Here is a 25,966-nt window from a genome sequence, read left to right as displayed (position 1 = left end):
CTGCAGGGTCCGGGGCGCTGCAAGCCTGAAGGAGCGGGACATGAACGACACTCAGCCTGATGTCCGGGAGGCGAGCTTCCACGAGACGGTGCTGAACGGGCTGCCGGAGGCGGTGCTCGTGACCACGGCCGACGGGACGATCGTGTTCGCCAACGCCGCGGCGTCGAGCCTGTTTCACTATCCGGCCGCCGAACTGGTCGACCAGCCCCTGACCCTGCTCACGCCGCCGACGCCTGGGCGACGCGCCAACATCGTCGAGTGGCTGGCGCGGTGGGCGGCCGCCCCGGATGTCGAACAGTCCCGCTATCTGGACATCACCGCGCGCCGCAAGGACGGCGGCGAGCTGACCGTCGAGGTGCGGGTGCGCGCAGGCGACGTCCACGGCCAGCGCCGATATTTCATCAGCGTGCGCGACAACACCGTGCGGCGCTACGAACAGTTGGCGCTGAAGGACGCGAACCTGCGGGCGGCGCGGATCCTGATGGTGGCGGCGGACGCGATCGTCTCCATCGACGCCGCCCAGAAGATCATCCTGTTCAACCCTGCCGCCGAGCAGATGTTCGGCTATCGCGTGGACGAGGTGATGGGGCAGGACCTGGCCATGCTGATCCCCCGCCCGTCCCGCGCGGTGCATGGCGCCAAGGTGGAGAGCTTCCGCCGGTCCAAGACGGCGTCCCGCATGATGAGCGAGCGATCCGAGGTGCTGGGGCGCCGCCGCAACGGCGATGTCTTCCCCGTCGAGGCCACGATCACCAAGGTCATGGCGGGCGGCCAGCTGACGTTCACCGCGCACCTTCGCGACGTGACCGAGCGCAATCGCGCCCGGGACCGGCTGATCGAGAGCGAGCGCCGGATTCGCGCGGTGTTCGACCACTCGACGGAAGCCATCGCGCTGCTCGCGCCCGACGGGGCGATCCTGGAGATCAATCGCGCCGGCGCGGCGCTGACCTCGGCGAACGGCCCGCTGGTCGGCGCCCCGCTGTGGGAGGCGCCCTGGCTGGGCGCCGCGGTGGCGGCGGGTTCGGCCGAGGCCGGCCAGCTGATGGCCGCGGTCCTCGCCGCCGCCGGCGGTGCGCCGCAAAGGCTCTCCGCCAGCCTCGTGCGCGACGGCCGGCCCCTGCCCATCCAGGTGCGCCTCACCCCGATCCCGGGCGGGGAGGGGCGGGTCGACTATGTGCTGGCGGAAGGGGTGTTCGAGCCGGCGGCGTGAGCGAGGGGCGGATGAGCGCCGCCGTCCTCAGTCGATCCCCAGCGCCTCGACCGAGACCGCGGGCTGCAGGCGGTCGATGTCGGCCAGCCGGCAGAGCTGAACGCCCGGGGAGAGGAGGGCGGCGGCGCCGGCGGCCACGGCGCGGACCAGCGCCTGGGCCGGCTCGGCATCGCGGGCCAGGCCGTCCAGCAGCACGCCCAGGAAGCTGTCGCCCGCGCCCACCGTGCTCACGGGGGTGACCGCGGGCGCCGCGGCGGCCCACGCGCCCTGCCGGCCCACCAGCAGCGCGCCGTCTGCCCCGAACGAGGCGGCGACCCAGTCCAGCCCGAACCGCGCGAGCAGGGTGCGGCAGGCGTCCAGGCGCGCCGGCCGGTCGGGGAGGGGGCGGCCGGCGACCTCGGTCAACTCGTCCAGATTGGGCTTGATCAGCCAGGCGCCCTGCGCCAGCGCCGGTCGCAGGTCGCGGGCTGGCGCGTCGAGGGCCAGCCGCACGCCCTTATCGCGGCAGCGCCGGGCGACGGTGGCATAGAGACCGCTGTCGCCGTCCGGCGGCAGGCTCCCGCTTGCCGCCAGGATGGCGCCGCCGGGCGTCAGCGCGACGGCCGTCTCGACGACGTGGTCGGATTCGCCCTGGGAGAGGGGCGGGGCCGGCAGCACGAACCTGTACTCGCGACCGCTCGCCGGCTCGACGGCGGTGAAGTCCTCGCGGGTCTCCGCCTCCGCGACGATCGGGCGGCAGCGCACGGTCTCGCCCGCCAGAAGGGTCAGGAGCCGCTCGCCGGTCGGACCGCCCGCCGGCAGCACCACCTCCGCCTCGCGGCCGCAGTGGCGCAGGACCCGCGCGATGTTGACGCCGCCGCCGCCCGGGTCGCGCCGCAGGTTGCGACCTCGCAGCTTGCTCCCCGGGCGCACCGCATCGACCTCGAAGGTGACGTCGACGCAGGGGCTGAAGGTGAGGGCGACGATGCGGCCGCCGGGCGGGAGCCGGGCGCCGGCTGCGGTCAGTGGCACAGGAACAGGGACGGTCCGCCCTCGGCGGCGAGGAAGCTGCGCGTGGCGCCGCCCAGCACGGCCTCGCGCAACCGCGCGTGACCGAAGGCGCCGGCCACGAACAGCCGGGCGTCGGCTCGCTGAGCCGCCTCCAGCAGGCGCGCGCCGGCCGGCTCCTCGTCGACGAGGCGCACCGTCACCGAGCGGCAGCCGGCCTGGGTCAGATAGTCCGTCACGCGCGTGGGATTGGCCGCCGCCGACTCGCCGGTCTCCAGGCCCGCGCGATGCTGCAGCACGGTTACCGACCCGGCCGCCCGCAACAGGGGGGCGGCCGCCCGCACGGCGCGCCCGGCTTCCAGGCTACCGTCCCAGGCGATGGCCGCATAGGCCCCGGGGTCGAGCTCACCGTTCCTGACCAGCAGCACCGGCGAACGGGCGCCCATCAGGATGTCCGACAGCAGCCCCGTCCACGGACCGTCGGCGCGGGCGGCGCTGCGACCGACGATGACCATGTCGGAGAGCGGCAGTTCCTGGCTGAGGGTCAGCCACGGCGACGGCGCCGCCGATGTCAGGCGCAGGGCCGGGGCGCCCGTGGCTGTGCGCGTCAGACCGTGCCGGGTTCCGGCCGCGCTGACCATGGCGGCGATGCGCGCGGCGACCTCGCGGCGGTGCTCGTCCACCGAGCGCCAGACCTCCGCCGCCAGCAGGCCGCCGCCGCCGAAGCCGGTGGCGGCGTAGGCCGGCGCCTCCACGGGGATAAGGCCCAGGACATTGAGCGGACAGTCGGCGAGCTTGGCGATGTGGCACGCCGTGTTCAAGGTGTGCAGATCGTCCTCGGCGCCGGTGAGCACCGTCGCGATGGCGGCATAGGGCATGAGATCCTCCTGAGGCCGCCAGTGTCGCGCGACCAGGAGGAACCACCTTGAGGGAGATCAAGAGCCGGCAGGCAGGGAAGGCCCTGGCGCCGGCTCAGCCGCGGGCGAGATGGCGCAGGTGCATGTGCTCGGCCTGCTGGCCCCCCAGGCGCGCGGCGACGGCGGAGACGAAGGCGGCCAGGATCAGGCCGATGGCGGCAAAGAACGCCGACTGGGCGGCGATGTGCGCGGCGCGGTCGGCTTCCGCCGGGCTCGGCGGCGGGGCGGCGGCGGCGGCCGGGGCCAGGCTGTCGGCGTAGGGGATGACCACCAGCATGGCCAGGGCGACGCCCAGCACCGTGGCCAGCGCCCAGGCGATCAGGCCGTGGGCGGTGTCGCGCAGGTGCGACTCGTCGGCGTGGGTCTCGGTCCAGATGGTGCGCAGCCGGCCGGCGACATAGCCGCCGAACGCGCCGGCGATCACCTGGATCGCCACGGCGATGGCCCCGGCTTGCGGCGTGAAGGCGTGCAGCGAACCGCGCGACGCGACCCCGCTGCTGGCCAGCTCCAGCCCGAAGCCGGCGGCCAGCAGGCCGAGGAACACGGAGGTCGCAACGGCGACCAGCGCGCCGCCGATGATGGACGACCAGGACAGCGGCGCTTCGACCACGCCGGAGGGCAGACGCTCGAGTGTCATGATCGACCTCAGAAGTGATGGGTGCACATCGCCAGAAGAAGAATGATCGGAATAGGCACGCCAATGAAATAGAGCAGAATAGATCGCACGGTCCCTCTCCAGTTAAATTGCTGATCCGTGGCTTTACAAACGCGGTCCGGATGGCCGGGTTGCATGTGGCCAGGAGCGGCTGGCGCGGATCATGGCGGCGTCAGCTTGGGCCATGTGGTGCGCGGCGGTCGGGAACGCTGCGCGCACGGCCGGCGTTTGGGCTGCAAGGCTCCCCTCCTTTCAGTCACGTTGGAGACTCCCATGTCGCTCGCCACCGACTTCGGCATCAAGGCCGCCAAGGCCGGCGTCAGCGCCGCCCGCAAATCCGCCTCGCGCGTGGTGCAGCGCAGCCAGAAGAAGGCGGGCCGCGCGGTCGACAGTTCCGGCCGCACGCTGGATAGCGGACTCGACTATGTGGAGCGCGCGCTGCACGACGGCCTGGACGCCATCGCCGAACGGGGCCGCCAGGCGCAGTCGCTCCCGCTGCGCTATCTGCCCGACCGCTTCCAGCCGCGCCCGCGCCGCGGGCCGCCGGTGGCCACCGCCCTGACCGGCCTGGGCGCCGGGGTGTTGCTGGCGCTGCTGTTCGCCCGCCGCGGAGACGGCGCCGCGCCGGGCAACTGACCTCGACTCACCACATCGCGTCCCCGGCGGCGCCTCCGCAGGCCCGGCAAATCAGCTAGGCTGGAGGCATGCTCAAGACCTACGCCACCGCACACGGCTCCGGCGACGACGCCATCATCTGGATCGATCTGGATCATCCGACCGACGCGGAGCGGGCGCGGGCGCAGCAACTGGTGGGCGCCCCCATGCCGACTCGCGAGAGCCTCAGCGAGATCGAGGCGTCCAGTCGGCTGCGCGCTCGCGACGGGGTGCTGTTCATGAGCATGCCGACGATCATTCACGCGCCAGACGGCGGACCCATGGTGGTTCCCGTCGGCTTCGTCCTGTCGCAGCACAGGCTGGTCACCGTCCGCTTCGGGCCGCTGCACGCCGCGGACCTGCTGGCGCAACGCTTCGCCACGCCCGGCGAGACGCCGACCTGCAGCCTGGAGGCTTTCGTCAGCCTGTGCGAGGCGGTGGTCGACGTGCTGGCCGACATCCTGGAGCAGACGGCCGCGGCGTTGAAGGCGATTTCCGCCTCGCTGTTCCGCGGCGAGAACCCGGAGGGGCGGGCCGCGATCCGCGCCAACCGGATGATCCGCAGTCAGCTGCGCGAACTCGGCCGCCTGGGCGACAAGGCTTCCGAGGCGCGAGACGCCCTGCTGGGCATCGGCCGGGTCTCGGACTACGCCTGCGAAGCCACCGCCAGCTGGGCCGACGGCGCCTTCGAGGCCCGCATGCGCACCCTGCGCCAGGACGTCGCCTCGCTGGACGACTACCAGGTGCATCTGGAGGAGAAGGTCCAGTTCCTGCTGGACGCCATGGTCGGCCTGATCGGCATGGCGCAGAACGACATCTTCAAGTTCCTGACCATCGTCTCCATCGCCGGCATCCCGCCCACGGTGGTGGTCGGCGTCTATGGGATGAACTTCCACTTCATGCCCGAGCTGGCCTGGCCGTGGGGATACCCGTTCGGCCTTCTGCTGGTGGCGCTGAGCGTGCTGATCCCGCTGGCCTGGTTCAAGTGGCGCGGCTGGTTCTGATGTCCCGTCCGAAGAGGAGCGAACGCCCATGACCCGAGGACCTCGCCTGATGGCGGCGCTGCTGGCCCTGGGGCTCGGCCTTGAGGCCGCGCCGGCCCTGGCGCAGCCGGGCTCGGCGGACCATCCGATCGTCGTGCGGATGAAGCGGGGGACGGACCGCATCCGCCTGACCGGCGTGCTGCGCCAAGGGCGCGACTGCTGCGCCTACGCCATCGCCGTCCGCGCCGGCCAGACGCTGAACTGGAGCCTGAAGGGGCCGGCGACGCGCCAGACCATCACCGATCCGGCGGGCCACACCGACGGTCCTGGAATTCCCGCGGCGATCCCACTGACGGCCGACGGGACCTGGATCTTCACCGTCCGTCCCAACCTGATGGCCGACGGCGCCTATGGCCGCTTTACGCTGACCCTCACCATCCCGCCGCTGAAACGCTAGAGCGCGCTAGCCGGCACGGGACGTCCGCGGGCCGGCCAGGGCGCCGGCGCCGCGACGCTGCGGGACCAGGGCGCGGAACGCCATCGGCCGGAACACCACCCGCGCGCTGCGGCCGAGGCGGACCTTCTCGCCGTCGAGGATCGCCGGCAGTCGGCCCTCGGCGCTGACCTCGATGGCCTTGACCCGCGCCAGGGACACGGACGGATCGCGCCGCCAGTCGTCGAACACCGCGTGGTAGGCTAGGCTGAACACGCCGCTGGCCGTGGCCGGCTCCAGCGCGGCGACCTCCAGGGACGGGGCGTCGGCGACCATGGCGCGCGAGACCAGCGGGCAGATCACCGCCAGGGCCTGGGCCTCGCCGGTCTCGCCGTTGCCGAAGTCGTAGGCCAGGGGCTCGCCGGAGTGTTCCAGCGCCACGGCCGAGCGCTTGACCGCCTCGATCAGATGGCCATGGCGCACCGCCTCGCGTGCGTCGGCCCACAGCGACGGCGACCCCAGGATCGCCGCGCAATAGAAGCTTTCCTTGCCGATCCGGCCGCCGCTGACCACCTGCACCCGGGGCCGCGCCAGCACCTGGGCCAGCACCTTGGGCCAGGTCTTGGCCCCATAGAGGGCGTGGGGCAGCATGTTCATCGTGCCGCCGGGCAGCGGCACCAGCAGCTTGCCGCAGGCGCCGCAGCCGTGCGCCGCGGTGCGGATGGTGCCGTCGCCGCCCAGCACCACCACGACATCCGCCTCCTGCATGGCCTTGGCCAGCACCGCCTCTATGTCCTTGGGCGCGGCCACCACGATCTCGGCGTGCGGCAGGCCGGCGTCGGTGAAGATCTGGGTCATCTTCGCGGGAGAAGCGGCGTTGACGCTGCCGCTGCCGGTGTTGAGCACCGCGTGGATGCGGCCCGCCAACGCGGTCCTGGCCGCCTGTTCGGTCATGTCGTTTTCCCCCTCATGCCCCCGCGCCAATGGCGGCCAGCGGGCGCAGTTTCACTTCCCAGGCGTGGGCGAGCTGCAGTCTCGTCCCGTCCCAGGCCATGGCCGAGACGATCAGGTCGTCGCCGCGGATGTCGATCACGTTGAAGCCCGGCGGCTCGCCGCGCAGCCGCCGCGACAGGGTGCCCGCGCCGACGGCGAAGGTGCGGTGGTCGCCGAACGGCAGGGCCTGGACGAAGGGCGTGTGCACGTGTCCGCTGAGGATCAGGTCGGCGCCCGCCAGCGTCAGCCGCTCGGCCGCGTGCACGCCGCCGCGCACCCGCCCGGTCATCGGCCCGCCGGGGATTTCCATCAGCGGGTGGTGCACGACGACCACCTTGCGCTCGTGCGGGGCGCTGGCCAGGGCGTCGGCGGCGTGCGCGGCCTGGCCACGGCTCACGTGGCCTTTCGACCAGTTCAGCCGCACCTGCCAGCCGCGGGCGCTGTTGATGGAGCGGACCTTCAGCCCGGGCGCGGTGAAATGCCGTTCCACCAGGGGCGAGATGCTGCGGTCGTAGCGGGCCCAGGCGGCGGTCAGCCGCTCGGCGAGGCCGGCCCAAGGCGTGTCATGGTTCCCGGGCGTGGCCAGCCTGGGTCCCGGCAGGGTGGAGAGCCAGGCGGCCGCGGCCGCGAACTCGGGGTCTGCGCCCAGCTGGGTGATGTCGCCGGTGATCGCCAGCAGGTCGAACGGGGTCTCGCGCACATAGGCCGTCGCCGCCTCGAGGGCCGCGGGGTCCTCGAAGCCGAAGTGGATGTCGGACAGCTGGATCAGGCGAAGCGCCATCGGGTCCCCTCGGCGCGCAAGCTGCACGCCGCTGCCACCCAGCACAACGGCTGGGCCGCCCGTCGGTTCGAGGCGGACCTCAGACGACCAGCCCGCCGCCCGTCGCCGGCGCCCTGGCCAGTTCCGCGAGGGCCTTGAGCGCCTCGGTCAGGCCCGCGCGCCGGGCCGGACCGCCCAGCGAGATGCGGGCGCCGGCGGGGACCTTGGCCCCCTCCACGGCGAAGGCGTCGGCGCTGACCAGCGACAGGCCGCGCGCCTGGCCCATCAGGCGGATTTCGGCCGGCGAGCCGTGTTCCGGCAGGTCCAGCCAGACATGGATCGCCTCGGCGGCGCCGCGCGCCTGTGGCAGCCATTTCGCGGCCAGGGCGCGGCGCGCCCGGGCCTCGCGCCGCACGCCCTGCAGCAGCGCTTCGGCGGTCCCGTCGCGAATCCATCCGCTGACCAGCGTCGTGACCAGCGGCGAGGGCATCAGGGTCGTGGCGCGCAGGGCCTCCGCCAGCCGGGCGGCCGGCTCTCCCGGCGGCGGGACGACGAAGGCGGTGCGCAGGCCGGGCGAAAGCACCTTCGACAGGGTGGCGATGTGGAAGCTGCGCTCGGGCGCGACGCTGGCCAGCGCCGGCGCCGGGGTGTCGAACAGGCGGCTGTACGGATCGTCCTCGATCAGCCAGGCGTTGGCGGCGGCGACGATGGCGGCGATGGTGCGGCGGCGGTCCGCGCCCATCGTCGTGCCGGTCGGGTTCTGCGTCGTGGGAATCAGGTAGACGGCCGCGGCCCCGCCGAGGGCCAGGGTCTGTTCCAGCGCCTCGGGCACGAAGCCTTCGCCGTCGACCGGGCAGGACAGCAGGCGCACGCCGTGCAGCGCGGCGGCCGCCTTGATGCCCGGATAGGTCAGCGGCTCGACGACCAGCGCCTCGCCGCGCTGCAGGAAGGCCGCGAGGATCGCCGACAGGGCCGACTGGGCGCCGGGCGCGATCAGCACCCGGTCCGGGGCCACATCGCCGAGGACCGGCGCCAGCCACGCGGCCGCGGCCAGCTTCTGGCCGAGGGTCCCGGCGCCCGGGTGGTAGGACATCAGGGTGGCGGCGTCGGCGCGGTCGAGCACCGCCCGCGCGCCGTCCTTCAGCAGGGCGCCCAGCGATATGCCGTCCGGCGGCGGCGGAAGGTTCATCGACAGGTCCACCAGCCCGCCGTCGTCCTCGTCGGCCCGGGCCCGCACGAAGGTGCCGCGGCCCACGGTCCCTTCCAGAAGGCCGCGGGCCCGCGCGGCGCCGTAGGCGCGGGTGATGGTGGTCAGGTCGACGCCCAGCCGCTCGGCCACCGCGCGTTGCGGCGGCAGCTGATCGCCCGGCTGCAGCTCGCCCTCGCGGATCGCCGCCTCCAGGGCCTCGGCCAGCGCCAGATAGAGCGGCCGGCCGTCACGCTGAAGGCGGTCCAGCCAGCGCGCGGCAACATCGTCGGTGGTCATCGGTCGGCTCTCAGGCTTGCCACGCAGACAATCGATACATACAATATATAAGAAATGTATGGATCATACAGTGGATTGTATGGAGGAGCCTTCGCCATGTCCACGCACCCGACCTTCGACCCCGAGCCTGCCGCCAGCGAGGCGGCCGGCTTTCGCCACCCCTCCAGCCTGGTGGCCGGCCTGGCCTGCCGCTGTCCGCGCTGCGGGGAGGGGCGGCTGTACCGCGGCTACCTGAAGCTCGCGCCGCGCTGCGAGGCCTGCGGCCTGGACTTCAGCTTCGCCGATCCGGCCGACGGGCCGGCCTTCTTCGTGATGACCGGGGTCGGCCTCCTGGTGGTGGCGGTCTGGGGCTGGTCGGCGGTGGCGTTCCAGCCGCCGGTCTGGCTGCAGCTGGTCACCGCCCTGCCGGCGATGCTGGTGGGCTGCCTGGCGAGCCTGCCGCCGGTGAAGGCCTGGCTGGTGGCCGAGCAATATGTGCACAGAGCCGGGGAAGGCGAGTGGGAGAGCCTGGGCCGGCATGGCGTGGGCGGCTTCACGGTCGATCGCCGCGGCGCCCGGGTGGAAAACCTGACGCCCGAGGAATGGGATCGCAGCCTGGCCCGTCACGCCTGATCGGCTGAGGAAGCGGCAGGGGGCCTTTCTGCTGCGCTGCAGCGGAGCTATGGAGGCGCACAGGACCGCGCGCGGGGGGCCGCCCGTCTGACTCGCGGCCGCCTCCAGTCCCTGCGAGCCTTCATGCCTGAGCTGTTCTTCGACCTTCGCGCCACCCACAACCCGCACCGCTGGTACCTGCCACTGACCCCCAAGGTCTGCGTCGGGCCGCCCGGCAACCAGTTCATGTTCGGCGGGGTGGGCCTGGCCAGCGCCATCGCCGCCATGGAGCGCACCTGCGGGCGACCGGTGATCTGGGCCACGGCGCAGTACCTGTCCTATGCGCGCCCGCCGCAGGTGGTGGACCTGGACGTCTGGGTGCCGGTCGAGGGCAAGTACAACAGCCAGGCCCGCGTGGTCAGCCACGTGGACGACAAGGAGATCGTCACCGTCAACGCCGCGCTCGGCGCGCGGCCCAGCGAACTGTCCCGGCAGTGGATGGAGGCGCCGGACGTGCCGCGACCGCAGGACTGCCCGGCCGGCGACCACTGGCGGGGCGAGGAGGAAGACCTGCACAGCCGCCTGGAGACCCGCGTGGCCAAGGGGCGCTATGGCGACCAGGTGGTCGGGCCGCAGACGGACGACGGCCGGCTGATCCTGTGGATCCGGCCGATCGGCGACTACGCGATCGATTCCAGCATGCTGGCGGTGATCGCCGACCACGTGCCCTCCGGGATCGGCAGCGCCCTGGGCCGCAACGGCGGCGGCAACAGCCTGGATAACACCATCCGCATCCGCCACATCGTGCCCACCGAGTGGGTGCTGTGCGACATCCGCATCCATGGCATCCACGGCGGCTTCGCCCATGGCTCGATGTACATGTTCGCCGAGGACGGCGAGCTGATGGCCAGCGCCAGCCAGTCGGTGATCGTGCGCCAGCGCGAGGAGCGAACCGAGCGCTAACCCTCCGCCGGGGCCGTCGCGAGGAACGTCGCCAAGGCCGCCCGGTCCCCGTCGAACAGCCGGGCCACCAGCTGATCGACCTCGCTGGCGACGTAAGCTTGGCGGTCGATCAGGGGATGGTAGCGCAGCACCCCGTCGGTCTTGGCCGAGCGGACGATCTTCTTCTGCATCAGCCTGCCCAGCAGGGTCTTGATGGTGGCCTCGCCCCAGTCGCGGCGGGCCTTCACCTCCAGGACCAGGCGCGCCGGCGGCAGCGGCCCACAGCGCCAGAGGGCGTCCAGCACGGCGCTCTCCGCCTCCGTGACGTGCATGGCGGGCATCAGGCGCCCGCCAGGACCGTGCGGTCGATGCGCGCCTCGATCGCCCAGTGGGCGATGACGCCGACCGATCCGGCGACCAGACCCAGCAGCACCAGGAACATCACCTCCGAGCCGCCGCGGGCGAGGATGTTGATCGGCGGCGTGGTGTCGATGTTGGCGAGGTTGAGGCACATGTTCAGCGCGCCGTAGGCCGCCCCCACCAGGCCCGCCAGCGGCCCGCCCAGGCGCAGCCCGGACAGGAAGGCGGAGCCGCCCGACAGCTTCGGGCCGGAAGTCAGCTTGCCGGTGACGATCACCAGCGCTGCTATTGTGGCCGCGATCAGCCCCAGGATGATCAGCTTCACCGGAATGGCGGCGTGGAGGAACACGCCGACGGGGGTCAGCGGTTCGGCGGACGCTGCCGCGGGCAAAGCGATCAGCAGGATCGCAAGCGGCAGACGCCGGACGTGGAACGCGAGATGGAACATGGGCTTCCCTCCAGATTATGCTTGTAGTCCAGTGAGACTACAGTTGTGGTTTAGAGTCAACGCCGGGGACGTGGACGCGGCGATGATCAAGTCATTGCGCGTTGACTTGGCGTGACGCCCCCGTCATCTTCCGGCGAAACTGAACCCCGATAAGGCAGCGAGGCGGACACCATGGCGGACGGATCGGCGCTCATCTCCAAGGAAGCCCGCGCGGCGGTGGCCGCGATTCCGCTGGAACAGCTGAACCCGGCCCAGCCGGCCCTGTTCCAGCAGGACGCCATGTGGCCGATCTTCGAGCGGCTGCGCCGCGAGGATCCGATCCACTACACCCCGGCCAGCGACTACGGCCCGTACTGGTCGATCACGAAGTTCAACGATATCATGGCCGTGGACACCAACCACCAGGTGTTCTCGTCGGAATCCTCGCTGGGCGGGATCACCATCGCCGGGCAGGGCGGATCGGAAGATCCGCTGCGGATGTTCATCGCCATGGACCCGCCCAAGCACGACGTGCAGCGCAAGACCGTCAGCCCGATCGTCAGTCCGCACAACCTGCAGATCCTGGAGCCGCTGATCCGCGAGCGGGCCGGCCAGATCCTGGACGGCCTGCCGATCGGCGAGGAGTTCGACTGGGTCGACAAGGTGTCGATGGAACTGACGGCCATGACCCTGGCCACCCTGTTCGACTTTCCGTTCGAGCATCGCCGCAAGCTGACCCTGTGGTCGGACGCCATCACCGGCGTGCCGGGACAGAGCTTCCTGAAGTCGATGGAAGAAAAGCAGATGCTGGTGCAGGAATGCTTCGGCGCCTTCACCCAGCTGTGGAACGAGCGGGTCAACGCCCCGCCGTCCGGCGACCTGATCTCGATGCTGGCGCACGGCGAGGCGACCCGGGACATGAGCCCGCGCGAATACCACGGCAACGTCATCCTGCTGATCGTCGGCGGCAACGACACCACCCGCAACACCATCTCCGGTTCGGTGCTGGCGCTGAACCAGAACCCCGACCAGTACGCCAAGCTGCGGGCCAACCCGGCCCTGATCCCGTCGATGGTGTCGGAGACGATCCGCTGGCAGACGCCGCTGGCGCACATGCGCCGCACGGCGCTGGCCGACTACGAGCTGGGCGGCAAGCAGATCCGCAAGGGCGACAAGGTGGTCATGTGGTACGTCTCGGGCAACCGCGACGACAGCGTGATCGACAATCCGGACGCCTACATCATCGACCGCGAGCGGCCGCGCCACCACATCTCGTTCGGCTTCGGCATCCATCGCTGCGTCGGCAATCGCCTGGCCGAACTGCAGCTGCGGGTGATCTGGGAAGAGATCCTCAAGCGCTTCCCGGAGATCCGCGTGGTCGGCGAGCCGAAGCGCAACTATTCGGTCTTCGTGAAGGGCTACGAACGGCTGCTGGTGGTGATCCCCAGCCGCGCGTGAGCGCCGCGGCTCAGAAGCCGCTGGCCGCGAGGATCTGGGCGCCGGCGGCGATCAGGCAGCCAAGCGCAGCGGCGCCGGCGAAGCCGATCAGGGCGCATTTGACGTAGAAGCTCACGAGTAGAGTCATCGTGGAGGTGACTTACTCCAGCGGGTGCTTTGACTACCAGAAGACGCAACGCCGCAGGGTGCGCGTCAGTTCCGCGCAGGGTTCCCGGCTCGCCGGGTCAGGCGTGGCGCGGTATGACCCGGGCGGCGTGGCGCAGATCCTTTCCATCGACGACCCGGACGATCCCCGCGTGGCGGCGTTCCGCGACATCCGCGAACGCGACCTCGTGGGCCGCCAGGGGCGGTTCATCGCCGAGGGCGAGGTGGTGCTGCGCAACCTGGCGCGAAGCCCGCGGCATCGGACCGTGGCGCTGCTGATCGCGGCGCAGCGCCTGCCCTCGCAGGCCGACCTGATCGCCAGGTTCGCCGAGGAGACGCCGGTCTACGCCGCCGGGCAGGCGGTGATGGACGCCATCGTCGGCTTTCCGATCCATCGCGGCCTGCTCGCCCTGGGCGAGCGCGCGCCGGAGCCCTCGGCCGCCGAGGCGCTCGCCGCGCTGGAGGGCCAGCCGGACGCCCTGGTGCTGGCGCTGTTCGGCATCGCTAACCACGACAACATGGGCGGCCTGTTCCGCAACGCGGCGGCGTTCGGCGCCGACCTGGTCCTGCTCGACCCCACCTGCTGCGATCCCCTGTACCGCAAGGCGCTGCGGGTCTCCGTCGGGGGCGCGCTGCTGGTTCCGTCCACGCGCCTGGCGCCGGGGGAGGATTCCGTCGCGCTGCTGCGGGGCGCCGGCTTTCAGCCCCTGGCCCTCAGCCCCATGGGCCGCGAACGGCTCTCGGACCTGACGCCGCCGCGCCGGGCGGCGCTGCTGCTGGGCGCCGAAGGCCCGGGCCTGCCGGCCGAGCTGATCGCGCGCGCCGACAGCGTGCGCATCCCCATGGCGGGCGGCTTCGATTCGCTGAACGTCGCCACCACCAGCGGCATCGTCCTGCATCACCTGACGGCCGGCCGGCGCTAGGCCTGCGGCGCCCCGACGCTGGTGCGGATGTCCGAGGCGGACTTCAGGGCCAGGGTCACCGGCGTGCGTTCGGCGATGTCGGCCAGCTTGGCGACCTGTTCGTCGTTGAGCGCGCCCGCGAAGTGCAGCACGCGGGTGATGAACGCGCCCTCGGGGGCGTGGTGGTAGTCGGCGTCGACATGGATTCCGCTCAGCGGCCAGCCCTTGCGTTCGGCGTACATGCGCAACGTGATGCAGGTGCAGGCCGTCAGCCCCGACAGCAGATAGGCGAACGGCGGCGGTCCGGCGTTCTCGCCGCCCAAGGCATGCGGCTCGTCGGCGATCATCTGGTGCCGGCCGAAGGTGAGGGCGGTGGCCCAGTGGGCGCCGTCGGAGGTTCCGCTGACGTGGGTGATCGGTTCGCTCAAGGCCGTCTCCTCAGGTGATCGGTCAGATCAAGCGGTTTGCCGTGCGCCGATCAAGCCAGGCTGTTGATACCGGCGTTATCCGACCTATGATCGCCACGTCCCAACCCACCGATCGCGCCCGTGACCGTCCTGCCTTCAACCCAGCCGCGCGCGCGGCCGCGTCCGCCCTCCTGGACCCCGCCCACCCGGCTGTCGAGCCTGGTGTTCGCGGGCAAGATGGCGGCGTTCCGCCTGCGTCGCACCGCGCGCGACCTCGTGGATGGGCCGCCGCGGCTGGCGCAGGGCCCGATGGCGGGCGCGGCGGTGGTCGCCGGCGAGTCGGTGACCCCGCTGTGGTCCGACGAGCGGCTGGCGGAGCGGGCCTGGCAGCTGGGCAAGGTGCAGAACCTGCGGGTGGCCTGCCGCGCGCTGGACGGACTGATGATCCCGGCCGGCGCGGTGTTCAGCTTCTGGCGCCACGTGGGTCCGCCGGTGACGGCCCGCGGCTTCGTGCGCGGGCGCATGCTGCAGCAGGGCTGCCTGACCCCGGCGGTGGGCGGGGGCCTGTGCCAGCTCTCCAACGCCCTGTACGAAGCGGCCCTGCAGGCGGGTTGCCGGATCGTCGAGCGGCATCCGCACTCGCGCATTGTGCCGGGGTCCGCCGCCGCCTGGGGCCGCGACGCCACCGTGGCCTGGAACTATGTCGACCTGCGCTTCGCGCCCCCCGGCGACCTGCGGCTGGTCGCCCGCCTCACCGGGCAGGCCCTTGTGGTGCGCCTGATGCGCCCGCCCCAGGCCGGCGCGGCGCCGGCCACCGCGCCCGGCGAGTCCGCGCGCCCCGACGCGGCGGCCCGCACCTGCGGGACCTGCGAGGAGACCGAGTGCTTCCTGCACGAACACGACGACCGCGCGCCGCCGGCGGTCGCCGGCCGCCGGGCGTTCCTGGTCGACGAGGCCTGGCCGGAGCTGCAGGCCCACGTCGCCGCCGAGCGGCGCGGCGAAGACCGCCTGGGCCTGCCGCTGGATGGCGCGCGCTGGCGTCTGGCGCGCTATGCCTGGTTCAACGACGGCTTCGCGACGACGGTGGCCGCACCGCTCGCCGCCCTGTCCCGCAGCGCCGCCCTGCGCTCGGCCGGTCTGCAGGGCGCGGCCCGTCGCGGCGCCGAACTGGCCGGCGCGCAGCGCATCGCCGCCGCCCTGGCGCGCCGGCTGCTGTCGCCGGACGTCACCGAGCTCGTCGTCGCCCAGGCCTACCTGCCGTTTCTGCACCGCGCCGGCCATCTGGGCGGGCGGGATGTCTCGGTGCTGATGACCCGGCTGCCGATGGCGGTGCTGCAGGCGCGGCTGGACGCCGCCGCCGAGGCCCACCCGGGCCGGGCGACCCTCTCGGACTACCGCGCGCCCGCCGGCCTTGCCGAGGCGGAGGCCGAGGCGCTGGCGCAAGCGACCCGGATCGTTACCCCGCACGCCGAGATCGCCGCCCTGTTCGGGCCGCGCGCCGTGTTGCTGGACTGGCAGTCGCCGCCGCCGTCCAGCGCGGGGCGCCCGTCGGCTGCGCCCGGGCGCATCGCCTTTCCTGGACCGACCGTGGCGCGCAAGGGGGCGCACGCCGTCCGCGCCGCCGCCCTGGCCCTGGACCTGGAGGTCGTGCTCCTGGGCGCTGAGCTGGAGGGGGCCGACTTCTGGACGGGCGTGCGCACCCAGCGCCCCGCCGACGCCGACTGGCGCACCGCGGTGGCGGTGGTCCAGCCGGCGCTGGTCGAGGATCAGCCGCGCCGGCTGCTGGCGGCGCTGGCCGCCGGCCTGCCGGTGATCGCCACGCCGGCCTGCGGGCTTACGCCCCGGCTTGGCCTGACGCTGGTTCCGGCGGGCGACGAGACGGCGCTGATCGCCGCGCTCGCCGTCCTGATGGGATAGACATCCGCCTTCCTCCCCTGCAGGGCCTGCCGCTTCTTGCATCGCGTCGCGTGGGCGGCCACTACCCCGACCCTTCTCCCCTTGCGGGAGAAGGTGGCCGCCGCAGGCGGACGGATGAGGGGTTGATCATCCTCTGAGACTGGCGTGCCGGAGCCTGTGCTGAGCTGACCGGCGCCGCCGCGTCCACCCCTCATCCGTCTTGCTGCGCAAGACACCTTCTCCCGCAAGGGGAGAAGGGCAAGCATGCCTGCCCCCCAGCTTGGCTGGCTGCACCCGAGAACCGGCGGCCCGCGTCGGCTGGAGCGCGCCCGTCTGGTAAGCGGCGAAGGGAACAGAGGTCAGCGCCGCACCACCGTCTCGGCGATCTGGATGGCGTTCAGCGCCGCGCCCTTCAGCAGCTGGTCGCCGACCACGAATAGGCTGAGCGAACAGCCGGAGGGGTCGCCCAGGTCCTGGCGGATGCGGCCCACCAGCACCTCGTCGCGGCCGGACGCCTCCACCGGCATCGGGTAGTGGTTGGCGACGGCGTCGTCCACCAGCCGCACGCCGGGGGCGCCGGCCAGGATCTCGCGGGCGCGGGCGGCGGCCAGCGGGGTCTCGAACTCGACGGTCAGGGCGATGGCGTGGGCGCGCAGCACCGGCACGCGCACGCAGGTGATGCCGATGCGCAGCTGCGGCGCCTCGAGCAGCTTGCGCAGCTCGTCCATCACCTTCTGCTCCTCGCCGTTGTAGCCGGTCTGCGGATCCATCGCGGCGTTGTGGCTGAACAGGTTGAAGGCGTAGGGGTGCGGCAGCACCTGCGGCGTGTATGGGCGGCCTTCCAGATAGGCGGCGGTGGAGGCGCGCAGCTCTTCCATGGCGGCCGCGCCCGCGCCCGAGGCGGCCTGATAGGTGGCGGCGAACACCCGGCGGATCGGCGTCTCGCGGTGCAGCGGCCCCAGCGCCATCACCGCCACGGCGGCGACGCAGTTGGGGTTGGCGATCAGCCGGTGCTCGGCGCGCGCCGCGTGGGCGTTCACCTCCGGCACGATCAGCGGCACGTCCTCGGCCATGCGGAAGGCGGAGGAGTTGTCCACCACCAGCGCCCCCTTGGCCGCCGCTACCGGCCCGTACTGCCGCGAGATCGAGGCGCCAGCCGAGAAGAAGGCCACGTCGACGCCGTCGAAGGCGTCCTCGCTCAGCGCCTGCACCACCACCGGATTGCCGCGGAAGGTCAGGCCCTTGCCCGCCGAGCGTGGCGAGGCCAGCAGGCGCAGCTCGCCCACCGGGAAGTGGCGGCGCTCCAGCTGGTCGATCAGCTCGGCGCCCACGGCCCCCGTGGCGCCGACAATGGCCACGGTCAGCCGGCGCGGCGGCGGGGCGCTGACCGTGTTGCCGGCGACCGCGTCGAGGGTCAGGGAGTCAGGGGAAGGGCTCATGTCTCGTCTCCGGGGTAGGGCCGGGAGGGCGAGGCGTCTGGCTTTGCAGAAGAAAGCGCCCCGACCGATCCGGCGGGGCTTTGGGGTGTGTTGCGTCTACGCCTTGCGCGCGCGCACCGACCCCGGCCCCGCAGGCCCGGTGGTTTTAATGGCGCGCATAATGGCGATCGTCCGCATGCGCCGCTCCCTAGCCAAGTTTGCCGTCGAGGTAAAGACGGAACGTCGGCGCACCCAGTGTTTCGCCTTGCTTGTTGTTACGCTTTTCTGTATCGACCCGCGTTCTTCGAAATTCGACTGTGGATACGACGCCGCGATGAGCAACCAACCTCTCGACCTTTCCGGCGTCTGGCACGGTCAGTTCAGCTATCCTCGCGCCGGACGTGATCCGGTGTCGTTCGTGGCGACGCTGGACGAGCGGGCCGGCGCCGTCGTCGGTGACTGCGAGGAGGTGGGCGCCGTGGCCGAGGCCAAGGGCCAGACCCTGACGGCGACCCTGCAGGGCCGGCGCAGCGACCGGGAACTGACCTTCCTGAAGCTCTACGACGGCGACAACAGCCGCTACGACACCGTGCAATACGAGGGCGAGGTCAGCGAGGACGGCTCCGAGATCGTCGGGCGCTGGACTGTGCCGGGCTCGTGGTCGGGCGACTTCATGATGATCCGCGCCTCGAACGCGCCGCTGGCCCTGCTGCGCGCCGCGGAGGCGGCCGTCTGAGCCGACAGCCGGGCTCGGCCGCCATGCCGCCGACGCTGTTCTTCCTGCCCGGGGCCGGCGCGGACCCCGACTTCTGGCGGCCGCTCGCCGATCGCCTGCCGCCGACCTGGGACAAGGTGCGGTTCGGCTGGCCCGGCCTGGGCGCGCAGCCCGCCGATCCGGCGGTCCGCAGCTTCGACGACCTGGTGAGGCGGGTCGAGGCGCGCCTCGTCGATCGGCCCGTCGACCTGATCGCCCAGTCGATGGGCGGGGCTGTGGCGATGGCCGTCACCCTGCGCAATCCCGGCCGGGTCCGCCGGCTGGTGCTGACCGTCACCTCAGGCGGCGTGGACGTCGAGGGGCTGGGTGGTTCGAACTGGCGCGAGACCTATCGGCGCAACAACCCGGGCGCCGCCTGGATCACCGAGGCCCGGCCGGACTTCACCGACCGCCTGCGGGGCGTCACCCAGCCGGTGCTGCTGCTGTGGGGCGACGCCGACCCGATCAGCCCGGTGGCCGTCGGTGAACACCTGCGCGGGCTGCTGCCGAACGCGGCGCTCCGTGTGCTGCCGGGCGGGGATCACGACCTGGCCCAGACCCGCGCGGCGGAGATCGCGCCCTGGGTGCTGGCGCACCTGAGCTGAGCCGGCGTCGCCGCCCCCATTGCCGCCCGCCGCCCGGTTCGTCTACCACTCGGCGATCAACCGCGGGCGGAGGCTGCGAAGCGCATGGTCAAGGCGACGAAGGCGGCGAGTGTCGGCGTGGGAAACGCGGGGACAGCGCCGGGCGCGGGCGACGCCGGCGAAGCCCTGGGTCCGCCGGGGCTGACCTGCTTTCCGCTGTGGCCCGATCCGCCCAAGCTGGTCCCCGCGCGGCCCGACCGCGCCTGGATGGATGCGACGCCCGAGCGCTACGCCTACCGCTGCATCCCGCTGTCGATCGCCAACGCCAGCGGCTGGGAGCTGATCACCCCGTTCGGCTTCGAGGCGGCCTGGTATGGCGGGGCGGGGAACGACGCGATCCAGTTCCGCTCGGGCGACCCGCGCGTGCCGCACCTGGTCACGTCGCACTTCGGCAGCGGCATCATCACCTTCCACACCGGCTGGCTGTTCAAGACCCCGCCCGGCTGGGCGGTCTGGACCCGCGGCTCGCCCAACACCGCCAAGGACGGCATCGCCGCCCTGGACGGGCTGGTGGAGACCGACTGGCTGCCGTTCCCCTTCACCATGAACTGGCGCTTCCTGAAGCCGGGCGTGGTGCGCTTCGAGGCCGGCGAGCCGTTCGCCTTCCTGACCCTGGTCCCGCACGCCCAGCTCGACGCCGTGCAGCCGCAGATCCGCCAGCTGGACACCGATCCGGAGCTGAAGACCGCCTTCGAGGGCTGGGCCGCCAGCCGCGCCGACTTCGCCAAGCGCCTCAAGGCCCGCGAGGAGGCGGCGATGGCCGAGAAGTGGCAGCGCACCTACGTGCGCGGCCAGGGCGGGGCCGCGGAGGCCCCGATGTTCCACCTGTCGAAGCGCCGGCTGAAGCCGCCGGAATGAGGCGCATCGGCGCGGGCGCCTCCCCAACCCTCGCCCACGGCATGGGGCTGGTAGATTCTTCATCCCCCGGGCTGTGTCCGGTCCTTCTCCCGCAAGGGGAGAAGGACGACCGAAACGCTTCATTGAGATGTGTGGACTGGCGCGGCGAGACCCCACCGCGTGACAGACGCTTCAGCCTTCCGTCCACAGCGGCGACGACGCCTTCAGGAAGCGCAGGTACATGATCATCCAGCCGACGTCCTCGCCGGTCTTCGGATCGGCGGCCCAGGCCTGGTACCAGATGTTCTCGGTCTTCGGGCTCTCGCTGAGCGCCAGGATGCGGGCGCGGCCGACGTAGTCGGTGTCGGCGCGCAGCGGGCCGCCCAGGAACTGCAGCTCGATGGCGCCGAACAGGCCCACCACCGGCTCGATGCGCTCCCAGAGGTGCTTCTCCACGTCGCGGAACAGCTGGGTCACCAGCGACGGCGGCAGCACGGGCGGCGCCTCCGAATAGGCGGGAATGGTCTCCGGGATGGTGGTCAGCCGGCGGGTCACCGCCTCGGCGGAGACGCGCAGGGGCACATCCCGGGTCTCGTCGCCCGCCTTGCATGCCGCCAGCAGCCGCAGGGAGCCGGGCGCCGCCGGCGTCTGCGCCCGCGCCCGGCCATAGAGCTCGGTCTTCTCGTCGGCGCCCAGGCAGCTGGCGGTGCCCTCGCTGATCAGGTCGCCGGCCTCGTTCTCCATGCGCAGGCGCGCGCGGGGCGCGCCGGCGGCGGGGACCACGAAGGCGCGCACGGCCTCCTGGTCGACGGTGGCCTGGCGGAAGTACAGCGAGACGTTGCCGCGCTGCAGGAACGGCGCGCCGAACGCCTGCAGCAACAGCGGGACGTACTGGTCCATGTGCAGCGAGCCGGCCACGGTGCCGCCCCGGAAGCCGAGCTTCGAGGCCGTGGCGTCGTCGTGGATCGAGCCCTTGGCCTGGCTGGCGGTGTTGTGCGGTCGGCGGAAATCGCCGGCGATCTCGTGCGGGTCGGCGGTGAGCGACATGGCGCGTCTCCTCGGGTCTCGGGCGGGCGTCTGGCGCGCTCCGTCCCGCCGGCCACGATACCCCCGCCGCCGTGCGCGGCAAGCGGCGCTAGATGTCCAGCAGGCTGTAGAGCCCGTTCTCGGCCCGGATCCCCAGCCGCTCCAGTTCCGCCGGCCGGTCGAGGCCGCGCGCCCGGTCATCGGCGGCCAGCGCCTCGATCACGCCCGGCAGCACCGACTGATGCGCGAACTCGATGAGGGTCATCAGGCTCGAGGCGCCCAGGCCGGTGGCGTTTTCCAGCACGGTGTCGCGCACGAAGCCCGGCTGGCGACGGATCACCGCCAGGGTGTCGCCGATCAGGGCCATGAACTCCGTGCGGCTGGCGTCCGGAACGGTGAAGCGGTTGATGCGGAACACCGGCTCGGGGGCCAGGACTTCGCCGCTGAGGATCGGGGACTGCAGGCCCATGGGGAGGCTCCATCGAAGGCGGCCGGACGCTCCGGCGGCTTGACGGATATCGGGATACGACCTCAAGCTAAGTTGAGGTCAAGCGCCAATGTCCGCCGAACACCCCATGAGCCCGCGTAGCCTGCTGAGCGTGGGCGAGGTCGCCCGCCGCAGCGGCGTGGCGGTGTCGACACTGCACTTCTACGAGGCCAAGGGGCTGATCCGCAGCCTGCGCAGTGAGGGCAACCAGCGACGCTATCCGCGCGGCATGCTGCGCCGCATCGCGGTGATCCGGGTGGCGCAGCGCACCGGCATGCCGCTGGCGGCGATCCGCGCGGCCCTGGCCGCCATTCCCGGCGACCGGCCGGTGACCGCCGCGGACTGGGCGCGGCTCTCGGCCGGCTGGAAGGCCGAGCTGGACGCGCGCATCGCCGCGCTCACCGCCCTGCGCGACCAGCTTGGCGACTGCATCGGCTGCGGCTGCCTGTCGATGACCGACTGTCCACTGCGCAATCCCGACGACGCGCTGGCGGCCGAGGGGCCTGGGGCGCGGCGGTTGGGTGGCGCGGGCGGGGGCAAGGGCGCTTGATCGTCGTCCCCACCAGCCCGCTGTGGCACCCGGTGTTCGACGTCGCGGCGTGGGCCAGCGGCGCGGCGATGGGCTGGGCGCTCTATCGCTGGCGGCTGAAGGCGGCGGTGGCCGACGTCGCCGCCCGGACCGACACCGGCTATTTCGTCGCCCTGGCGACGGGCGCGGTGCTGGGGGCGTGGGCGGCGGGAACGCTGAACACCCTGCGCGGACCCTCGCCGACCCTGTCGCACAGCGTGGCCGGCGCCCTGGCCGGAGCGATCGTGGCGGTGGAGCTGTACAAGCTGGCGCGCGGCGTGCGCGGGTCCACCGGCGGCGTGTTCGTCGGGTCGCTGGCCACGGGCATCGTCGTGGGGCGGTTCGGCTGCCTGTTCGCCGGCCTGCCGGACTTCACCTACGGAACGCCGACCCGCCTGCCCTGGGCGGTGGACCTGGGCGACCACGTCGGCCGCCACCCGGTGCAGGTCTATGAGAGCCTGTCGATGGCGGTGTTCCTGGCCGTCTATCTCGCGGGCCTTGCGGTCCGGGCGCCCTGGGCGCTGCGGCGCGGCTTCTATGTGTTCGCGGCCTGGTACGGGGCGCAGCGATTCCTGTGGGAGTTCTTCAAGCCCTATCCGCCGCTGGTCGGACCCTTTAACCTGTTCCATCTGCTCAGCGGGGGGCTGGTGATCTATGGGTGCGTCTACTTCGGCCTCGATCGCCGCCGCGAGCGCGCCGACGCGCAAGAGCGCGCCCTATCTGTTCCTGGGCCAGACCACGTCGCTCTGTGAGACCTGCCTGGAACTGGTCCCCGCCAAGGTGATCGCCGAGGGCGGCCGGGTGTTCTTCCAGAAGCGCTGCCGCGAGCACGGGGTGCAGAAGACCCTGGTCAGCGACGACGTGGCCTACTGGAAGTCGCAGCGCGATTGGCTCAAGCCCGGCGACCGGCCGCTGGCGCCCCACACCCGCACCGAACACGGCTGCCCCTACGACTGCGGCCTGTGTCCCGACCACGAGCAGCACTCGTGCCTGGCCCTGATCGAGATCAACGAGGCCTGCAATCTCAGCTGCCCGGTGTGCTTCGCCGACAGTTCGGTCAAGCGCCAGGGTCACCGCAGCCTGGCCGAGGTCGAGGCGATGCTGGACGCGGTGGTGGCCTCGGAGGGCGAGCCCGACCTGGTGCAACTGTCCGGCGGCGAACCCACCATCCATCCGCAGTTCTTCGAGATCCTGGACGCCGCCCGGCGCCGCCCGATCCGGCATCTGATGGTCAACACCAACGGCCTGCGCATCGCCCAGGACCCCGCGTTCGTCGCCCGCCTGGCCGGTTATATGCCGGGCTTCGAGGTCTATCTGCAGTTCGACTCGCTGCGCCGCGAGGCGCTGATGGACCTGCGGGGCGCGGACCTCAGCCGGGGTCGCCTGCAGGCGCTGGAGGCGCTGGAGCGCCACGACATCTCCACCACCCTGGTGGTCACGGTGAAGAAGGGCGTCAACGACGACGACATCCCCGGCCTTGTGCGCGAGGCGCTGAAGTGGCGCTGCGTGCGCGGGGTGACCTTCCAGCCGATCCAGGACGCCGGCCGCAACGAGGGCTTCGCGCCCGGCGAACACCGCATGGTGCTCTCGGAGATCCGCCGCCGCGTGGCCGAGGCCGGCGTGTTTGCTCTGGAGGACATGATCCCGCTGCCGTGCAATCCGGACCAGATCTCGATCGGCTACGGGCTGCGCAACGGGCAGGAGGTCGCGCCGATCACCGCCATGCTGCCGCGCGAGCTGGCGGTGGCGGCCGCGCCGAACACCGTGGCCTTCGAGGCCTATCCGGAACTGCGAGCCCGGGTGTTCGAGCTGTTGTCGCTGTCCACCGCCCAGGCCGACACCGCCGAAAAGCTGGCCCAGGTGCTGTGCTGCCTGCCGGACGCCGTGGTTCCCGAAACCGTCACCTATGAACAGACCTTCCGGGTGGTGATCATGCAGTTCCTCGACAGGTTCAACTTCGACCTGGGCACGGTGAAGCGATCGTGCGTGCACTTCGTGCAGCCCGACGGCCGCATCATCCCATTCGACACCTACAACACCTTCTATCGGCCGGGCGCGGTGGGGAACGCCGCCCTGGCGCGCGGGCAGGCGAGACCATGACCGCCCCGCCGCCCTCCAGCTTGCCATCGAGCCAGCCAGCCAGCCCGCCGTCGAGCCCGGACGGCAACGGCGCCGGCCGCTTCTTCGGCGTGCTGATGATCGTCGCCGGGGTGCTGATCGCCGCCCTCTCGGGACTCTGCACCGTGGTGTTCGGCCTGGTGGTCGCCGGCGAGGCAGGGCGGGGCGCCGGCGGCCAGCTGGCCGGCATGGTGGTGGTGATGGCGATCTTCGGCGGCATCCCCTTCGCCTTCGGCGTCGCCGCCATCCTGATCGGTCGCTTCCTCTACCGCTCCAGCCGCCGCCCGCCGCCGCCGGCGCCCAGCACTTTCGATTGACCGGCACGTTCGATTGACGGGCCCGTTCGACTGACCGGCCCTCTTGGCGCGTGGCCGCCGGGCGTGTTCAAACCCGGCAAGACCAAGAGACAGGGGAGGGCGCATGGCCCGCTACATCGCCGCCATCGACCAGGGGACCACCTCGTCGCGCTGCATCGTGTTCGACGCCGCCGGGAGCATCGCCGCGGTGGCGCAGAAGGAGCACCGGCAGATCTTCCCGCGGCCCGGCTGGGTCGAGCACGACGCGCAGGAGATCTGGGCCAACGTCAACGGCGTGGTGGCCGCCGCCCTGGCCAAGCTGGGCATCGGGCCGGCGGACCTGGCGGCCGTCGGCATCACCAACCAGCGCGAGACGACAGTGGTCTGGGAGCAGGCCACGGGCCGGCCGATCGCCAACGCCATCGTCTGGCAGGACACCCGCACCGACCGGCTGGTCGCCGACCTGGGCGGCGAGATCGGGCAGGACCGCTTTCGCGCCGAGACCGGCCTGCCGCTGGCGACCTATTTCTCCGGGCCGAAGATCCGCTGGCTGCTGGACAACGTCGAGGGCGCGCGGGCCGCCGCCGAACGCGGCGAACTGCTGTTCGGCACCATGGAGACCTGGCTGATCTGGAAGCTGACCGGCCGCCACGTCACCGACGTGACCAACGCCAGCCGCACCCTGCTGATGAACCTCAACTCCCTGGACTGGGACGACGGCCTGCTGGCCGCGATCGGCGTGCCGCGCGGTATGCTTCCGCAGATCCGTCCGTCATCGGAAGTCTATGGCCACGCCGTGGGGGTGCTGGAGGGCGTGCCCGTGGCGGCGGCGCTCGGCGACCAGCAGGCGGCGCTGTTCGGCCAGACCTGTTTCTCGCCGGGGGAAGGCAAGTGCACCTACGGCACGGGCGCCTTCTTCCTGATGAACACCGGCCAGGACCTTGTGCACTCGAAGAACGGCCTGCTGACCACCGTCGGCTACCAGATCGACGGCCAGCCCGCGGTCTATGCGCTGGAAGGCTCGATCGCGGTCGCCGGCTCGCTGGTGCAGTGGGTGCGCGACAACCTCGGCCTGATCCGCAGCGCCGCCGAGATCGAGCCGCTGGCCCGGTCGGTGGCCGACAACGGCGGCTGCTATGTGGTGCCGGCCTTCGCCGGCCTGTTCGCGCCGTACTGGCGTCCCGACGCGCGCGGCGTGATCGCCGGCCTGACCGGCTACATCACCAAGGCGCACATCGCCCGCGCCGCCCTGGAGGCGGTCGCCTGGCAGGTGCGCGAGGTCGCCGACGCCATGGCGATCGACTCGGGCCGGCCGCTGGTCACGCTGAAGGCCGACGGCGGCATGACCGCCAACGACCTTTTGATGCAGTTCCAGGCCGACGTACTGGACGCCCCGGTGGTCCGGCCCAAGGTCGCCGAGACCACCTGCCTGGGCGCCGCCTATGCCGCGGGTCTGGCGGTGGGCTTCTGGCCGGATCTGGACACCCTGCGGGCGCAATGGGCGCGCGACGCCGCATGGGCGCCGAAGATGACCGCCGAGGTCCGGGCGCGCGAACTGGCCCAGTGGAAGAAGGCCGTGCAGCGCACGCTCGGCTGGGCGGACTGAGGCCAGC

General features: G+C 72.1%; 29 protein-coding genes. 17 read left to right on the top strand and 12 right to left on the bottom strand.

The window, feature by feature from the left end; genetic code table 11:
* Window positions 1-40: 40 nt before the first annotated feature.
* The gene (locus ACO2Q3_RS02330) at window positions 41-1,210 is read left to right on the top strand and encodes a PAS domain S-box protein (RefSeq protein WP_423304790.1); all 1,170 of its coding nucleotides are present in this window, start codon (window positions 41-43) and stop codon (window positions 1,208-1,210) included.
* 27 nt (window positions 1,211-1,237) lie between these two features.
* Here the strand turns inward: ACO2Q3_RS02330 and ACO2Q3_RS02325 are convergent, their stop codons facing one another.
* The 3 genes from ACO2Q3_RS02325 to ACO2Q3_RS02315 all read right to left on the bottom strand — a co-directional run bounded on the left by ACO2Q3_RS02325 (window position 1,238) and on the right by ACO2Q3_RS02315 (window position 3,751).
* Window positions 1,238-2,221, bottom strand: a complete 984-nt coding sequence (locus ACO2Q3_RS02325) for a 1-phosphofructokinase family hexose kinase (RefSeq protein ID WP_423304789.1) — start codon at window positions 2,219-2,221, stop codon at window positions 1,238-1,240.
* Window positions 2,212-3,075, bottom strand: coding sequence for a hypothetical protein (locus ACO2Q3_RS02320; RefSeq protein ID WP_423304788.1), 864 nt, complete (start codon window positions 3,073-3,075; stop codon window positions 2,212-2,214). Before ACO2Q3_RS02320 ends, ACO2Q3_RS02325 begins: the two co-directional genes overlap by 10 nt.
* A gap of 94 nt (window positions 3,076-3,169) precedes the next feature.
* Complete coding sequence (locus ACO2Q3_RS02315) at window positions 3,170-3,751, bottom strand: hypothetical protein (RefSeq protein WP_423304787.1); 582 nt, start codon at window positions 3,749-3,751, stop codon at window positions 3,170-3,172.
* Window positions 3,752-4,042: 291 nt separating this feature from the next.
* On the opposite strand from ACO2Q3_RS02315, the gene ACO2Q3_RS02310 reads away from it, so the two are divergent.
* The 3 genes from ACO2Q3_RS02310 (at window position 4,043) to ACO2Q3_RS02300 (ending at window position 5,863) form a co-directional block, all read left to right on the top strand.
* A complete protein-coding gene (locus ACO2Q3_RS02310; RefSeq protein ID WP_423304786.1) occupies window positions 4,043-4,405 on the top strand; it encodes a hypothetical protein in 363 nt (120 codons plus the stop codon).
* Between the two features lie 68 nt (window positions 4,406-4,473).
* Entirely contained in the window at window positions 4,474-5,427 is a 954-nt protein-coding gene (locus ACO2Q3_RS02305) for a magnesium transporter CorA family protein (protein WP_423304785.1), read from the top strand.
* A 28-nt stretch (window positions 5,428-5,455) separates the two neighbouring features.
* Window positions 5,456-5,863 (top strand): hypothetical protein, encoded by a 408-nt coding sequence (locus ACO2Q3_RS02300; protein ID WP_423304784.1) that lies wholly within the window; start codon window positions 5,456-5,458, stop codon window positions 5,861-5,863.
* 6 nt (window positions 5,864-5,869) lie between these two features.
* Here the strand turns inward: ACO2Q3_RS02300 and ACO2Q3_RS02295 are convergent, their stop codons facing one another.
* From ACO2Q3_RS02295 to ACO2Q3_RS02285, 3 genes are all read right to left on the bottom strand, one after another.
* Window positions 5,870-6,793 carry a diacylglycerol/lipid kinase family protein gene (locus tag ACO2Q3_RS02295; protein ID WP_423304783.1) on the bottom strand — a complete coding sequence of 308 codons (924 nt, stop codon included), beginning with the start codon at window positions 6,791-6,793 and terminating at the stop codon, window positions 5,870-5,872.
* A gap of 13 nt (window positions 6,794-6,806) precedes the next feature.
* Window positions 6,807-7,613, bottom strand: a complete 807-nt coding sequence (locus ACO2Q3_RS02290) for a metallophosphoesterase family protein (RefSeq protein ID WP_423304782.1) — start codon at window positions 7,611-7,613, stop codon at window positions 6,807-6,809.
* A gap of 79 nt (window positions 7,614-7,692) precedes the next feature.
* Complete coding sequence (locus ACO2Q3_RS02285; protein ID WP_423304781.1) at window positions 7,693-9,078, bottom strand: PLP-dependent aminotransferase family protein; 1,386 nt, start codon at window positions 9,076-9,078, stop codon at window positions 7,693-7,695.
* A gap of 96 nt (window positions 9,079-9,174) precedes the next feature.
* Here ACO2Q3_RS02285 and ACO2Q3_RS02280 point away from each other — a divergent pair, with 96 nt between their 5' ends.
* Both ACO2Q3_RS02280 and ACO2Q3_RS02275 read left to right on the top strand, forming a co-directional pair.
* On the top strand, window positions 9,175-9,690 hold the full coding sequence (locus tag ACO2Q3_RS02280; RefSeq protein ID WP_423304780.1) for a DUF983 domain-containing protein: 516 nt from the start codon (window positions 9,175-9,177) through the stop codon (window positions 9,688-9,690).
* Between the two features lie 123 nt (window positions 9,691-9,813).
* Window positions 9,814-10,632, top strand: coding sequence for an acyl-CoA thioesterase (locus ACO2Q3_RS02275; protein WP_423304779.1), 819 nt, complete (start codon window positions 9,814-9,816; stop codon window positions 10,630-10,632).
* Here the strand turns inward: ACO2Q3_RS02275 and ACO2Q3_RS02270 are convergent.
* Both ACO2Q3_RS02270 and ACO2Q3_RS02265 read right to left on the bottom strand, forming a co-directional pair.
* A complete protein-coding gene (locus tag ACO2Q3_RS02270) occupies window positions 10,629-10,952 on the bottom strand; it encodes a BlaI/MecI/CopY family transcriptional regulator (protein ID WP_423304778.1) in 324 nt (107 codons plus the stop codon). The two genes, ACO2Q3_RS02275 and ACO2Q3_RS02270, sit on opposite strands and share 4 nt — an antisense overlap.
* Window positions 10,952-11,419 (bottom strand): hypothetical protein, encoded by a 468-nt coding sequence (locus ACO2Q3_RS02265; RefSeq protein WP_423304777.1) that lies wholly within the window; start codon window positions 11,417-11,419, stop codon window positions 10,952-10,954. The genes ACO2Q3_RS02270 and ACO2Q3_RS02265 overlap by 1 nt, the downstream gene beginning before the upstream one ends.
* 171 nt (window positions 11,420-11,590) lie before the next feature.
* Here ACO2Q3_RS02265 and ACO2Q3_RS02260 point away from each other — a divergent pair, with 171 nt between their 5' ends.
* Window positions 11,591-12,856 (top strand): cytochrome P450, encoded by a 1,266-nt coding sequence (locus ACO2Q3_RS02260; protein WP_423304776.1) that lies wholly within the window; start codon window positions 11,591-11,593, stop codon window positions 12,854-12,856.
* Window positions 12,857-13,086: 230 nt separating this feature from the next.
* Window positions 13,087-13,923 (top strand): TrmH family RNA methyltransferase, encoded by an 837-nt coding sequence (locus ACO2Q3_RS02255; RefSeq protein WP_423304775.1) that lies wholly within the window; start codon window positions 13,087-13,089, stop codon window positions 13,921-13,923.
* On the opposite strand, the gene ACO2Q3_RS02250 is transcribed toward ACO2Q3_RS02255, so the two are convergent.
* The gene (locus ACO2Q3_RS02250) at window positions 13,920-14,330 is read right to left on the bottom strand and encodes an OsmC family protein (protein ID WP_423304774.1); all 411 of its coding nucleotides are present in this window, start codon (window positions 14,328-14,330) and stop codon (window positions 13,920-13,922) included. The genes ACO2Q3_RS02255 and ACO2Q3_RS02250 overlap by 4 nt on opposite strands.
* Window positions 14,331-14,450: 120 nt before the next feature.
* Between ACO2Q3_RS02250 and ACO2Q3_RS02245 the strand changes: the two genes are divergently transcribed.
* A complete protein-coding gene (locus ACO2Q3_RS02245; protein ID WP_423304773.1) occupies window positions 14,451-16,226 on the top strand; it encodes a VanW family protein in 1,776 nt (591 codons plus the stop codon).
* 338 nt (window positions 16,227-16,564) lie between these two features.
* On the opposite strand, the gene ACO2Q3_RS02240 is transcribed toward ACO2Q3_RS02245, so the two are convergent.
* The gene (locus tag ACO2Q3_RS02240) at window positions 16,565-17,644 is read right to left on the bottom strand and encodes an aspartate-semialdehyde dehydrogenase (RefSeq protein WP_423304772.1); all 1,080 of its coding nucleotides are present in this window, start codon (window positions 17,642-17,644) and stop codon (window positions 16,565-16,567) included.
* A gap of 313 nt (window positions 17,645-17,957) precedes the next feature.
* On the opposite strand from ACO2Q3_RS02240, the gene ACO2Q3_RS02235 reads away from it, so the two are divergent.
* The 3 genes from ACO2Q3_RS02235 to ACO2Q3_RS02225 all read left to right on the top strand — a co-directional run bounded on the left by ACO2Q3_RS02235 (window position 17,958) and on the right by ACO2Q3_RS02225 (window position 19,879).
* Window positions 17,958-18,359, top strand: coding sequence for a hypothetical protein (locus ACO2Q3_RS02235; RefSeq protein WP_423304771.1), 402 nt, complete (start codon window positions 17,958-17,960; stop codon window positions 18,357-18,359).
* A 23-nt stretch (window positions 18,360-18,382) separates the two neighbouring features.
* Window positions 18,383-18,982 carry an alpha/beta fold hydrolase gene (locus ACO2Q3_RS02230; protein WP_423304770.1) on the top strand — a complete coding sequence of 200 codons (600 nt, stop codon included), beginning with the start codon at window positions 18,383-18,385 and terminating at the stop codon, window positions 18,980-18,982.
* Window positions 18,983-19,066: 84 nt separating this feature from the next.
* Window positions 19,067-19,879, top strand: coding sequence for a DUF6065 family protein (locus ACO2Q3_RS02225; RefSeq protein ID WP_423304769.1), 813 nt, complete (start codon window positions 19,067-19,069; stop codon window positions 19,877-19,879).
* Window positions 19,880-20,050: 171 nt separating this feature from the next.
* Here the strand turns inward: ACO2Q3_RS02225 and ACO2Q3_RS02220 are convergent, their stop codons facing one another.
* Entirely contained in the window at window positions 20,051-20,905 is an 855-nt protein-coding gene (locus tag ACO2Q3_RS02220) for a hypothetical protein (protein WP_423304768.1), read from the bottom strand.
* An 88-nt stretch (window positions 20,906-20,993) separates the two neighbouring features.
* Entirely contained in the window at window positions 20,994-21,353 is a 360-nt protein-coding gene (locus tag ACO2Q3_RS02215; RefSeq protein WP_423304767.1) for a hypothetical protein, read from the bottom strand.
* A gap of 106 nt (window positions 21,354-21,459) precedes the next feature.
* Here ACO2Q3_RS02215 and soxR point away from each other — a divergent pair, with 106 nt between their 5' ends.
* The 5 genes from soxR to glpK all read left to right on the top strand — a co-directional run bounded on the left by soxR (window position 21,460) and on the right by glpK (window position 25,959).
* Window positions 21,460-21,921 (top strand): redox-sensitive transcriptional activator SoxR, encoded by a 462-nt coding sequence (soxR, locus tag ACO2Q3_RS02210; RefSeq protein ID WP_423304766.1) that lies wholly within the window; start codon window positions 21,460-21,462, stop codon window positions 21,919-21,921.
* A complete protein-coding gene (locus ACO2Q3_RS02205; RefSeq protein ID WP_423304765.1) occupies window positions 21,918-22,691 on the top strand; it encodes a prolipoprotein diacylglyceryl transferase in 774 nt (257 codons plus the stop codon). The genes soxR and ACO2Q3_RS02205 overlap by 4 nt, the downstream gene beginning before the upstream one ends.
* A complete protein-coding gene (locus ACO2Q3_RS02200; RefSeq protein ID WP_423304764.1) occupies window positions 22,594-24,039 on the top strand; it encodes a radical SAM protein in 1,446 nt (481 codons plus the stop codon). The genes ACO2Q3_RS02205 and ACO2Q3_RS02200 overlap by 98 nt, the downstream gene beginning before the upstream one ends.
* Entirely contained in the window at window positions 24,036-24,374 is a 339-nt protein-coding gene (locus tag ACO2Q3_RS02195) for a hypothetical protein (RefSeq protein ID WP_423304762.1), read from the top strand. Before ACO2Q3_RS02200 ends, ACO2Q3_RS02195 begins: the two co-directional genes overlap by 4 nt.
* A 103-nt stretch (window positions 24,375-24,477) precedes the next feature.
* Window positions 24,478-25,959: a glycerol kinase GlpK gene (glpK, locus tag ACO2Q3_RS02190; protein ID WP_423304761.1), complete on the top strand. Its 1,482-nt coding sequence runs from the start codon at window positions 24,478-24,480 to the stop codon at window positions 25,957-25,959.
* Window positions 25,960-25,966: the final 7 nt, after the last annotated feature.

Origin of the sequence: Caulobacter sp. KR2-114, from assembly GCF_049446115.1 — a bacterium.
GTDB lineage: Bacteria > Pseudomonadota > Alphaproteobacteria > Caulobacterales > Caulobacteraceae > Acaudatibacter.
The sequence above is the reverse complement of the archived record's forward strand: the minus strand, read 5'-3'. Positions and strand labels throughout refer to the sequence as shown.